Below are 12077 nucleotides of genomic sequence, written 5' to 3'. Positions count from 1 at the left end.
GTCGCAGTCTCAGTTTTCAGTCTTGGTGCTCAAAAACTTTGTCAAAGTTTTAAACTTTGACAAAGTTAAAGCGACTGAAAACTGCGACTGAAAACTGCGACTGAAAACTGCGACTGAAAACTGCGACTGAAAACTCACAATTCACCATTTACAATTAACAATTAAAAAAATCATCATTTATAATGACTCCTCCGCTATAACGAACTTTTACATTTGCGGTTAAAATTGAAGAATAAAGATCATGAAAAATTACCGTTCGTATAAAAGAGTTGATCCCGTCTATTTTAGCGGAGAAATTTTCTTTCCTGTCGGATTATTGTTTGTTGCCGCGCTTATAAGTTATTTTCTATTGTATTTCCTCGGACTTGGATTTGCGGTGTTTTTTAATGCTGCCATTGCCTGGTGCGGTTATTTTTACTTTTATTATTACGGAAGATCCAGTGCCAGTATCAGTTTAGAATTTGTGTTTGGTGTGATTATGATAACCGCATTGCTGCTTTTTGTCGATTATGGTGTTTATGCTTTGGTTACGTATCAAAAAACAGGAACTTTTAATGGCTTGTATTTTTCAATATGGCTTGCCGTTTTACTTGGTACTCCGCTGGTTTATTATACACATTATTTTGGCTCAAATCATTACGCACAAGTCAATCTGGCCAGTACTTATTTTAAAGCCACTTTTAGTGTTTTTCACGATCGCGAACTTTTAATGCATATTGATTCGATTGCATTTGTTAATTCTTCAAAACATGTAATTTCAGATATAAAACTGGAGAATAATATTTGTTTTTATTCTGAAGAAGAACTTTCAGAAATGGAAACACAATCAAAATATTATCATTTAAACCAATCAGCTTTTTCCGGTTTAATTCATATTCCGTTTGATGCAGACCGTTTTCAAATGTCATGGTTTTCTATAATTGAAGATCGGTATTATAAAATCGATGTTCCGTTTCCTATGGAGAAGTTAGAGCTTGAAGAAGAGAAATATCCGTTAGATGAACCCAAAAATATTAGAGGTAAAAAATCAAAGCGAATCTATCTTCATATTTACCAAAAAGGAGGCTTTAAATTATACAACGACGATATGGTTTTACTGGACTTTGAAGCCAATAATGAAACTGAAATAACGGAAGAACAAAAACAAGAAAAAATTATATCAAACCGACGTTGTCATAGATTTTATGATAACGAAGAACGTTTTTCTCAGTTAATTAAAAGAATAAAAAACTCCAATGACATTCAGGAACGTTTTGAATTAAAAGATAAACTTGTAGTTTGGAATTTAGAATTTGAAGGTTTAGACAAACGCAATTATCTGGAAATAAACGACAATTATTTTAAATATTATAAAATAGAAAAAGAAGCTATTGCAGAAGCGGCTTTAAGACATTTACCCAGAAAAATCATTTTTGTACATCGAGGATCTTATTTACGAACGTGGATGCGAGTGCATATTGATGTTCAAAAATTAAACCAGAAAATTGAAGAAGTTCTGGCAGCAGGATCCCAAAACCAGGTTTTGTTTTCTCTTGATTTTAAAGATGCCGCAGTAAAAGATTTAATTTTTACAGTAATTGGAAACGATAAAAAAATAGTTTTCACAGGCTGGGAAATTGAAATAGACGAATATCGAAAAAAAGAAATTGACGACGAACATCTCGAGCAAAAAGAAGACGAAACCAAAAGAGCACTTTTAAAAGAAGGCTGGGATTTTGTTTTTGCCAAAAATTATGAGAAAGCACAAAAAACATGTAATGCTATATTGCTTATAGATCCTCAATATGCTTCGGCTTATTTTCTTGAAACCAGAATATTATGGTATACGAAAGGTTTTGAAGCCAGCTTTAAGAAAAGAAAATATTATTTCACAAAAACACAGCATGAACCTCCTGTAAATGCTCTTATCTACAATAATTATGGCTGTATTTTAGATAGAGAACTGCGCTATGAAGAATCACTGCCGTATTTTGAAAAAGCAATTGAAATAAACCCGAAAGAACCCATTTTTGTGTGCAATCTCGGGGAAATGTATTATAAATTAAAACAGCCCGAAAAAGCACTAAAAGAAGCCCGAAAAGCAAAAATGATGGGATATCAATCGGCAATGTTAACCGAAATTATAACCAATAAAGGCAAAATTGATTCAGATAAATCAGTCATAAATTAGAAATCAAAATCACTATAAATAGTGATGCCAGATAAAAATGCGGAAGATAAATTTGCGCCTATAATTAATCAATTAAATTAAATATGGGATTAGCAGAAAAACGTTTAGCAGAATCGATTAAAGTAGAAAAACTTCCGGCTTTTGAAGCAAAGCTAAAAGAAAGAGCAGGTTATGATATTAAAGTAGATATTGACTGGAATACTTTTACAGCTTATGATCAATATCCTTTATCAAGACTGGATATTGTTTTTGACGACTTAGAATCTTTCGTAAAAAAAATCTGTTCTGATGATATGGGAAAAGAAGCGCTGCAGGAAAAACTGAGCACCATTCACTTAACAAATTCTGAAAATAATGATGACGTTAAAATGGAATTAAAAGACGACACCTTGTTTTTAACCGTCCAATTGGTACAGTCGTCATTTAATTCCCAAACTGATTCTCAAATCGCAAACTATGTAGAAGCACTTTTGTAGGTTATTGGTGTTTTTAAATATTTTGTGGGGCAAAACGGGATAGAGTAGTCTATCTCGTTTTCGTTTTTTTATGTTTTTTAAACACATAGGAACATAGTTTTTCTTTGTGTGTAAAAGGCGTTTCACTTGTATTAATACACATAGCTGCGTGCGTAGAACTTTGTCAAAGTTTTAAACTTTGACAAAGTTACTCATCGAAAACAGGAAAAGCTATGTGTGAAAAAACGAGTTTTTTTTTAATCTTCTCTTTTCAAGAATAAAAAAATCTATGTTTCTATGTGTTTAAAAAAATAACAGAATATTATATTTTATTATCAGCAGCAAAAGCAGTTTTACCAATTGTAGAAAGCAATAAAGCTGCAGCAGCACTTGTCAAAACAGAATAATCAAAAGGCGCTTTTACCGAAACAGAAATTGCCATTGCAAATGCAAAAACCAACATTAAAAAAGCAGTTCCTAAAGCAGCAATTCTGGTTTTGAAACCAAAGATTAATAAGACAGAAAACAGAATTTCAAAACCTGTTGCAATTGCACCCAATACTTCGGCAGTCGATTTACTGGCAAAAGAATTAAGTGTCTGCGTATAAAGAACAAAATTTTCCCAGTTTCCCCATGCAACACCATTCGAACCGGGCGCGCCCCAAAATCCAAATCGGTCGGCAACTGCTGATAACATTGTTATTCCTAAAACTATTCTTAAAACTAAACCTGCTTCTAATATTGTTATGTTTTTCATTCTGTGATATTATTTATTTGTCAAATTGGGGGATTAAACGAATGTTTTTCCAACTAAAAAAAGCTGGCAAATCATTTTTATAACGATATTCTAAGCTTCAAATTGTTTAAAAAGGAGAATTCACAATCGATATTACTTTTTTTATAGGCTTTTTAATGAGAAATCATCATTTCTAATGATTTTTACTGCTGAATGAAATTCTACATTTGCCACAGGATTTTTTGTTTTTATTTTTAGAAGTTCTGTAAAATTTACTTGGAACGTAATCATCAGTAACTTCTTTTTAAAATAGACTTCTATTTTAAGTATTAGTAAAGTAAAAAAGGGATAGAAAATTAATTCTATCCCTTTTTGTTTTCAAATATCTGAATTCTTATTTCAATGTTGTTTTAATTACAACCGCAGCTTGTTGAATTGCAGTTTGAATCGCCGGAACATTTGCAATAGGATTTAAAAGTCCGTAATCGTGAATCAATCCGTTGTATCTTGTTAAAGTTACAGGAACTCCAGCCTCGTTTAATTTTCTGGCATAAGCTTCACCTTCATCTCTTAAAACATCATTTTCAGCAGTTTGAACAAGTGCAGGAGGTAAGTCTTTCAATTCTGCTAAACTTGCCTGAAGTGGAGAAGCATATTTTTCTGTTCTTTTTGAAGCGTCTGGCAAATAATTATCCCAAAACCATTTCATCATATTTTTAGTTAAGAAACGTCCGTTAGCATATAAATTATAAGATTCAGTTTCAAAATTAGCATCGGTTACAGGCCATAATAAAACTTGTAATTTAATGTGTGGACCTTTTTTATCTTTTGCCATTAAAGTAATCGCAGCAGTCATATTTCCACCCACGCTATTTCCCACAACAGCAAGGTTTTTACCGTTTACACCAATTTGTTTTCCGTTTTCGGCTACCCATTGAGTCGCTGCATAAATTTCATTAATCGCTACCGGATATTGAGCTTCCGGAGAAGGTGTGTAGTCTGGGAAAACCGCAACTGCACCGCTTTCTACAACTAAATCTCTCACTAATCTTCTATGAGTTGGATAATCTCCTAAAACCCATCCGCCGCCGTGAATGAAGATAAATACCGGAGCATTAGCTTTAGCACCTTTAGGTTTTGTAATATGGATTTTTACTTTTAAACCATTTTGAGAAATTACTCTTTCAGATTCTTCAATACCAGAATAATTAACTTCAACTGATTTTTGTGCACCAACCAATACGTTACGAGCGTCTGCAACAGATAATTGTTCCAAAGGTTTTCCGTCACCAGAATTTAATGCGTTTAAGAAACCGCGTACTTCTGTAAAAATTTCTGGGTCATTTTGCCCTTTAAATTGTCTTTCTTGTGCTGAAGCAATTGTATTTACGATTAACAATGCTGCAATAAATAAACCCTGTTGTAATACTTTAATAGTTTTCATATCATTTGTCTTTTTAATTATTTATAATTTGATAGGACAAAGATATGGCGGTAATACAGCTCTAAAAATAGACAAAAGTCTATTCTAATTGTACATTTTTCCCTTGAAGGTATTTTTTCTTGAAATTAGACGGAGTGTCGCCAACTTTATTGGTAAAAAGTCGGTTAAAATAAGCCGGATCTTCATATCCTAATTGATATGCAATCTCTTTTACACTTAAAGAAGAATAACCTAAAAGCCTTTTTGCTTCCAGAATAATTCTATCCTTAATAATATCGTTAGGCTGAGAAAGCTCTAAACGATTGAATTTATTCGAAAGTGTTTTTGACGCAAGACCCAAAATATCAGCATAATCTGCCACAGTATGTTTGGTTCTGAAATGAATTTCGACCAATCGGCTGAAATCCCTGAAGAAATCCATTTCCTTTGAAGGCTCATCGTTTAAAACACCCAATTGCTGTATTTTCCAGATTCGGGTAGCTTTAATAATAAGCTGTTTCAAATACGTGCGGATCATTTCTTCCTGCGAAGAATCGGGAGCGTCAAATTCCTGCTGAATTTGACTGTAAATACCTTCCACAAATAAAACCTCTTTTTCAGGTAAAGTTGTCATTGGCATTTCAAAAATATTATTGAACAACAAACCGTCGCAGGCAACTTCGGCATCATGAATCTGCACGCAATAAAAGTCACGGTTATAATACATAAAGTAACCTTGTTTTTTTCCTTCCTTATTAATCTGTAAATATTGATTGCTGTTTATAAAAAACAAAGAAGGACTCGAAGTTTTGTATTGTTTAAAGTCAATTGTTATTTCATAACCTTCTGGTAAATACAATACCTTAATATAAGCTTTGTAATCTTCACCATTAATTTCCTCTACAGTTTCCTGATTCAGAATTAAAAATCCCAGTTTTTTATAATTAGATTCAAATATTTGGTGGTTCATTTCGGCTTGTTTTGGTTTAAAAATACTAATTTTCTTTGGCAGAGCCGAATTTTAATTCGGACTTATTTGAAGATGATCCAGTTTTTTTCCAACCAAAGTTTTTTTGCCCACAACCTTAAACCCAAGTTTTAAATAAAGACTTTTTGCCAGCGGATTATCTTCGTCAACCAATAATCCTAAAGTCTGTTTATTTTTATGTACATATTGATCAATTAGAAACTGAAGAATTTTAGAACCAATTCCTTTTCCCTGATATTTCGGGTTTATTCCCACCGAATCAATATAATATTCACCCGCCTGTGTTTCTTCTTCAAGATAAAAATCAGGATTAAAATTGAGATGTACATAATCAATAATAGAAGCGCGCAATTCGCGTAAATCGGCACCATTATAAACGCTGACAGCACCAATAATTTCATTTTCAGACTCGGCTACAAAACAATTTTCATACGAATATTGATTGCCTTCTCTTGCAGTAAAATAAGAAACCAATTCGAGTGCGCTGTCATGATCCTTCTTGCCCATATATTTATAGATGATATCTTCCATTGCCAGTAATAAAATAGGAGCAATGTATTTAGAATCGGATATATTGGCTTTGCGGATATTCATTTTGAGAAGTTTGATTTAGCAAATTTAAAGTTTTTTAAACACATAGGAACATAGTTTTTCTTTGCGTGTAAAGGCGTTTCACTTGTTTCAATGCACATAGCTTTGCGCATAGAGCTTTGTCAAAGTTTTAAACTTTGACAAAGCTTCCCATCGAAATACGCAAAGCTATGTGTGAAAAAACGAGTTTTTTTAATATCCCTTTTTCAAGAAATAAAAAAATCTATGTTTCTATGTGTTTAAACAAAACTGCCGAATTTCGACCAATATAAATAAAAACATACCAGTTCTATTATTTTAAAGGGATTTGCTTTAAAAAATATGTTTCCCGCGGATTTTGCAGATTGAGCTGATAAATAAAAATATCTGCTAATCTGCAAAATCTGCGAGAGAACAAATAAAATGCATTGAAAAATTTGTACCGATATTTTATAAAAATATACAAGTTATAAGAGTTAAAGCCCTCGTATCTTTGTTAGTATATTTTAATTAAAAATTTAAAAAACGATGAAAGCAATAGGATTCAAATCATCATTACCCATAGAAGAAAAAGACAGTTTTATAGAATTTGAAACTGCAAAACCAATACCCGGAGCGCACGATTTATTAGTAAAAATTGATGCCATCTCCGTAAATCCGGTTGATTTTAAAATTCGCCAGAGCGCCGCAAAAGACACCGTTCTGGAAACCCCAAAAATTATTGGCTGGGATGCTGTAGGAATTGTGCAGGCAGTTGGAGAAAAAGTAACTTTATTTGAAGTTGGAGATCCCGTTTATTACGCAGGAGATTTAACCAAACAAGGAAGCAACGCTGAATTTCAAATTGTTGATGAAAGAATTGTAGGTAATAAACCAACATCATTAACGAATGCAGAAGCAGCCGTGATTCCGTTGACAGGTTTAACAGCCTGGGAAATTCTTTTTGACAGAATCAGAATAAATCCGGAGAAAGACAAAGGAAAATCAATCTTAATCATCGGAGGTGCCGGTGGCGTTGGTTCTATCGCCATTCAGCTATCAAAGAAAATTGCAGGATTAACCGTTATTGCAACCGCTTCGCGTCCGGAAACAATAAAATGGTGTAAACAGCAGGGAGCTGATTTTGTGGTTGATCATAAAGATTTAGTTGCTTCGGTTAGAGAAGCGGGTTTTCAACACGTAGATTTTATTTTAGATTTTGTTGATACGAATGCGTATTGGGATATTATGGCAGAATTAATTAAACCTCAAGGACATATTGCTTCGATTACCGGAAGTGCAGAACCTGTTGTTTTAAATAAACTGAAAGGGAAAAGTGTTTCCTTTTCATGGGAATTAATGTATACGCGTTCGATGTTTCAAACCGAAGACATGATCGAACAGCATCATATTTTAAATAAAATTGCCGATTTATTAGACGAAGGCGTTTTAAAAACAACTTTAAAGGAAACTTATAAAGGACTTTCTGCAGAGAATCTTAAAAAAGCGCATCAGCTTTTAGAATCCGGAAAAACGATTGGTAAAATTGCTATTAAATATTAATTGCATTTTTTAGATAGTAAAGAAATCCCATTTTTTAATGGGATTTTTTTGTTTACTGCAGTTTTATTTAAACACATAGAAACATAGATTTTTTAATTCTTGAAAAGAGGATATTAAAAAAAACTGGTTTTTTGCACATAGCTTTACGCATTTTGATGGCGCAGCTTTGTCAAAGTTTTAAACGCACAACTATGTGCATTAAAAACAAGTGAAACGCCTTTATACACAAAGAAAAACTATGTCTCTATGTGTTAAAAAATTAATTGCATTCCAAAACTCAGAATAGTATTTTTGCGATCCAATACCAAAACTTACTACATGCGATTTCTATTTTTCTTCTCTGTTTTTATCCTCACTTTTTCGGCAAAATCACAAGCAGTTTCAGGAACTGTAAATGGTGCAAACGGAAAACCATTATCTGATGTTTTGATTCGGAATTTAATTTTTAAAACGCACGCTCATACGGATATAAACGGAAAATTTACTTTAGAAGAAACTAAAATCGGCGACAGCCTTCAAATTTCGGAACAAGGATTTATTACGCAGAAAATAAAGCTTTTATCAAATGAAAATCTATCGATTCAATTAGAAGAAAAACCTTTTTTATTGGAAGAAGTTACGATTACCAATAATCTAAAATATCTTAATACAATCTCCAAAATAGATTTAGAAATTCAGCCTGTATCCAATTCGCAGGATTTATTGCGAAAAGTTCCGGGACTTTTTATTGGTCAGCACGCGGGCGGGGGAAAAGCAGAGCAGATTTTCCTGAGAGGTTTTGACTGCGATCACGGAACGGATATTAATGTTACGGTTGACGGAATGCCGGTGAATATGGTTTCGCACGCGCACGGACAAGGTTACGCCGATCTTCATTTTGTGATTCCGGAAACGGTAGATAATATCGATTTTGATAAAGGATCTTATTTTGCAGATAAAGGCGATTTTACAACCGCAGGATATGTTGGTTTTAACACTAAAAATGCTTTACAAAACAGTTCACTTTCTTTTGAAGGCGGACAGTTTGATACTTTTCGCACGGTGGCTTTATTCAATTTGCTGAATAAAGAAAATCAGTCGGCCTATTTTGCGGGTGAATATATGATGACCGATGGTTATTTTGATGCGTCGCAAAACTTTAACCGAATTAATTTGTTTGGAAAATATGCTGCGAAAATGAATAACGGAGATAAACTGACAATTGCAGTTTCGCATTTTAAAAGCCAATGGGATGCCAGCGGACAAATTCCTGATCGTGCAGTGAACGACGGAACAATTTCGCATTATGGAGCAATTGATCCAAATGAAGGCGGAAATACCGGAAGAACGAATTTCAACTTACAATACGACGCCAAAATCGACGAAAACACGCATATTAAAAACACAGCATATTTGAGCAAATACGATTTTGAATTGTATTCGAATTTTACTTTTTTCCTGAATGATCCTGTAAATGGCGACCAAATCAAACAAAAAGAAAACAGAGCAATTGTTGGTTTTCAGTCAGAATATAATGAGAAGTTAAGTGAAAAATGGCTTTTTAAACTAGGTGCAGGTTTAAGAAACGACAATAATAAAGATGTAGAATTATCGCATACTTTAAATCGAAAAACAGTTTTAGAATATTTGAGTTTAGGAACTGTAAACCAGACGAATTTGTTTACTTATAGCAGTTTAGATTTTACATCTGGAAAATGGTTAATAAATGGAGGTTTGCGTTTGGATTATTTCAAGTTTGGATATGAAGATCAACTGGCTTCAACTTACACGAATCAAACGCAGACAAAAGCGATTGTAAGCCCAAAACTGAATTTCCTTTATACTCAAAATGATAAACTTCAGTATTTTTTAAAATTAGGAAAAGGATTTCACAGTAACGATACACGCGTAGTTGTAGCGCAAAAAGGGGAAAAAATCCTGCCTGAAACCTACGGTGCCGATTTAGGAATTAACTGGAAACCGTTTCCAAGAATGATCATAAACTCAGCCATTTGGTATTTGTATTTAGCACAGGAATTTGTGTATGTGGGCGACGAAGCGGTTGTTGAACCAAGCGGAAAAACAGAACGTAAAGGTTTTGATTTTGGTTTTAGATATCAGTTAACCAATTGGTTATTTTGGAATACTGATTATACGTATACACACGCACGTTCTATCGACGAATCAAAAGGAAATGATTATTTACCGCTTGCTCCGGTTCATACTTTAATGAACGGATTTTCGGTAAAAGATTTAAAAGGGTTTTCGGGAAGTTTAAGAACGAGATTTCTGGGTGATCGTCCGGCGAATGAAGATAATTCGGTTGTGGCAAAAGGATATTGCATCACCGATTTCTCAGTAAATTATCAAATTAAAAAAGTTTCGATAGGGGTAAACATCGACAATATTTTTAATACAAAATGGAAGGAAACTCAATTCTTGACAGAATCACGTTTGGCAAATGAAACAGATCCTGTTGAAGAAATTCATTTTACGGCAGGAACACCATTTAATGCCAGATTGATATTGAAATACAGTTGGTAGTTATGACAAAATTGTTTGTATGATATTTTATGTTCCGTAGGAAAATCTCGTCGGTAGAAAAAAAATTATGCTATTATTTTTTACGTTCCGTAGGAACGTTTGGTTATGGCATCATTTTTAATAATCGAACGTATCAAACGTTCCTACGGAACGTAAACCCGGACAATTATTATTTTTTTCTATCAATGAAACATTCCTATGGAATGATAATCGGGATCGAAATTCAATATAAATTCTGTAAGTCTTATCTTAAATTATATAAAATTTTTGAATTTTTATTTTAGATATTTGAAGTTATAACCCAAATTAATTTAATAAATATCTACGATGAAAAATTTAAAGTACATTTTGATTCTTTCGAGTGCATTATTTGCCTTTAGCTGCAACAACAACGATGATGATCCTGAAAATGGAGGCGGAACCGTAACGAACCCTGTAGAAACAAATCCTGCAAACACTCAATATAAACCTGCTTTTGCCGGACAAACCAGAATTAGCGGAATGACTACCAATACAGAATATAAAGCCGACATCATTACATCGGCGCTTACAAGTCCGTGGGGTGTAAAAGTGCTTCCAGACGGCCGACTTTTGGTAACTCAAAAAACAACAGGAACATTGCGTATCGTGACAACTGCTGGAGTAGTGAGTGCGCCAATTACAGGTTTACCTGCCGTAAATCCTGCCAATCAGGGAGGTTTATTAGGTTTATGCCTTGATCCTGATTATGCAACAAATAAAATGATTTACTGGGTGTTTTCTGAAGCAGTTGCAGGTGGAAATATTTCTGCTGTTGCAAAGGGAAAACTGGCAAATGATGAAAAAACTATCGAAAACGCAACCGTAATTTATCGTTCAAGTCCTGCAAATCCAAGTGATTTACATTATGGCGGAAGAATTCTGTTTGATCAAACCGGAAATCTTGTGGTAAGTACGGGTGAACGTTCTGTTTTGCAAACCAGACCTTTGGCACAATCTTTAACAGCAAGTCTTGGTAAAGTAGTCAGAATTACAAAAGACGGACAGCCTGCACCCGGAAATCCAACTTTTGGCGGTGCAAATGCATTACCTGAAATTTTCACATATGGACACAGAAACCCACAAGGACTTGCTATGCACCCGGTTACAAAAGAAATCTGGGAGAGCGAACACGGACCAAGAGGTGGTGACGAAATCAACCGTTTGAAAGCCGGAACAAATTATGGATGGCCAACTATTACGTACGGAATTGAATACAGCGGACAGCCAATTGGCGATGCTATTCAGCAGAAAGACGGAATGGAACAACCGGTTTATTACTGGGATCCTGTGATTTCGCCTAGCGGTATGACTTTCTACTCTGGAAATCGTGTACCGGAATGGGAAAATAATCTTTTCATAGGTTCGTTAAGCGCTACGCATATTGCCAGACTTGTTATCAGAGATAATAAAGTAGTTGGCGAAGAAAGATTATTGGCAGGCGAAGGTCAGCGTTTTAGAGATATTACGCAAGGTGCAGATGGTGCTTTGTATGCGGTAACAGATCAGGGAAGACTTTATAAAATCGACAAAAAATAATTATTTGAATGGTTAATTATTAATTGTTAATTATAAAAAACGGTGCTTATGCACCGTTTTTTTTTGGTCGTTATTTTATAAAAGTTTTTGATGAATGTTATAAAACTATATCA

Annotated in this window: 9 protein-coding genes; 5 read left to right on the top strand and 4 right to left on the bottom strand. The window is 34.0% G+C overall.

Translation table 11 applies throughout. From position 1 onward, the window contains the following. Positions 1 to 241 precede the first annotated feature (241 nt). A complete protein-coding gene (locus tag FLAPXU55_RS12245; RefSeq protein ID WP_180857894.1) occupies positions 242 to 2170 on the top strand; it encodes a tetratricopeptide repeat protein in 1929 nt (642 codons plus the stop codon). Positions 2171 to 2253: 83 nt separating this feature from the next. Beyond that, positions 2254 to 2646 (top strand): hypothetical protein, encoded by a 393-nt coding sequence (locus FLAPXU55_RS12240; RefSeq protein ID WP_180857893.1) that lies wholly within the window; start codon positions 2254 to 2256, stop codon positions 2644 to 2646. Positions 2647 to 2947: 301 nt separating this feature from the next. Here FLAPXU55_RS12240 and FLAPXU55_RS12235 read toward each other — a convergent pair whose 3' ends face one another. From FLAPXU55_RS12235 to FLAPXU55_RS12220, 4 genes are all read right to left on the bottom strand, one after another. Then, on the bottom strand, positions 2948 to 3382 hold the full coding sequence (locus FLAPXU55_RS12235; RefSeq protein WP_180857892.1) for a DoxX family protein: 435 nt from the start codon (positions 3380 to 3382) through the stop codon (positions 2948 to 2950). Positions 3383 to 3755: 373 nt separating this feature from the next. Beyond that, on the bottom strand, positions 3756 to 4805 hold the full coding sequence (locus FLAPXU55_RS12230) for an alpha/beta hydrolase (protein ID WP_180857891.1): 1050 nt from the start codon (positions 4803 to 4805) through the stop codon (positions 3756 to 3758). 79 nt (positions 4806 to 4884) lie between these two features. Next, complete coding sequence (locus FLAPXU55_RS12225) at positions 4885 to 5754, bottom strand: helix-turn-helix domain-containing protein (protein WP_180857890.1); 870 nt, start codon at positions 5752 to 5754, stop codon at positions 4885 to 4887. Between the two features lie 51 nt (positions 5755 to 5805). Continuing rightward, a complete protein-coding gene (locus FLAPXU55_RS12220) occupies positions 5806 to 6366 on the bottom strand; it encodes a GNAT family N-acetyltransferase (protein WP_180857889.1) in 561 nt (186 codons plus the stop codon). A 504-nt stretch (positions 6367 to 6870) separates the two neighbouring features. On the opposite strand from FLAPXU55_RS12220, the gene FLAPXU55_RS12215 reads away from it, so the two are divergent. The 3 genes from FLAPXU55_RS12215 (at position 6871) to FLAPXU55_RS12205 (ending at position 11964) form a co-directional block, all read left to right on the top strand. Next, positions 6871 to 7884 carry a zinc-binding alcohol dehydrogenase family protein gene (locus FLAPXU55_RS12215; RefSeq protein ID WP_180857888.1) on the top strand — a complete coding sequence of 338 codons (1014 nt, stop codon included), beginning with the start codon at positions 6871 to 6873 and terminating at the stop codon, positions 7882 to 7884. Between the two features lie 318 nt (positions 7885 to 8202). Then, positions 8203 to 10407: a TonB-dependent receptor gene (locus FLAPXU55_RS12210; protein WP_180857887.1), complete on the top strand. Its 2205-nt coding sequence runs from the start codon at positions 8203 to 8205 to the stop codon at positions 10405 to 10407. Positions 10408 to 10734: 327 nt separating this feature from the next. Continuing rightward, a complete protein-coding gene (locus tag FLAPXU55_RS12205) occupies positions 10735 to 11964 on the top strand; it encodes a PQQ-dependent sugar dehydrogenase (RefSeq protein WP_180857886.1) in 1230 nt (409 codons plus the stop codon). The last annotated feature ends 113 nt before the right edge of the window (positions 11965 to 12077 follow it).

Origin of the sequence: Flavobacterium panici, assembly GCF_903819335.1 — a bacterium.
Lineage (GTDB): Bacteria > Bacteroidota > Bacteroidia > Flavobacteriales > Flavobacteriaceae > Flavobacterium > Flavobacterium panici.
The sequence above is the reverse complement of the archived record's forward strand: the minus strand, read 5'-3'. Positions and strand labels throughout refer to the sequence as shown.

What these genes read in the sequence shown, in the direction of transcription:
- FLAPXU55_RS12245 (WP_180857894.1), top strand. Translation starts at nt 242, where the DNA reads ATGAAAAATTACCGTTCGTATAAAAGAGTTGATCCCGTCTATTTTAGC.
- FLAPXU55_RS12240 (WP_180857893.1), top strand. Translation starts at nt 2,254, where the DNA reads ATGGGATTAGCAGAAAAACGTTTAGCAGAATCGATTAAAGTAGAAAAA.
- FLAPXU55_RS12235 (WP_180857892.1), bottom strand. Translation starts at nt 3,382, where the DNA reads ATGAAAAACATAACAATATTAGAAGCAGGTTTAGTTTTAAGAATAGTT.
- FLAPXU55_RS12230 (WP_180857891.1), bottom strand. Translation starts at nt 4,805, where the DNA reads ATGAAAACTATTAAAGTATTACAACAGGGTTTATTTATTGCAGCATTG.
- FLAPXU55_RS12225 (WP_180857890.1), bottom strand. Translation starts at nt 5,754, where the DNA reads ATGAACCACCAAATATTTGAATCTAATTATAAAAAACTGGGATTTTTA.
- FLAPXU55_RS12220 (WP_180857889.1), bottom strand. Translation starts at nt 6,366, where the DNA reads ATGAATATCCGCAAAGCCAATATATCCGATTCTAAATACATTGCTCCT.
- FLAPXU55_RS12215 (WP_180857888.1), top strand. Translation starts at nt 6,871, where the DNA reads ATGAAAGCAATAGGATTCAAATCATCATTACCCATAGAAGAAAAAGAC.
- FLAPXU55_RS12210 (WP_180857887.1), top strand. Translation starts at nt 8,203, where the DNA reads ATGCGATTTCTATTTTTCTTCTCTGTTTTTATCCTCACTTTTTCGGCA.
- FLAPXU55_RS12205 (WP_180857886.1), top strand. Translation starts at nt 10,735, where the DNA reads ATGAAAAATTTAAAGTACATTTTGATTCTTTCGAGTGCATTATTTGCC.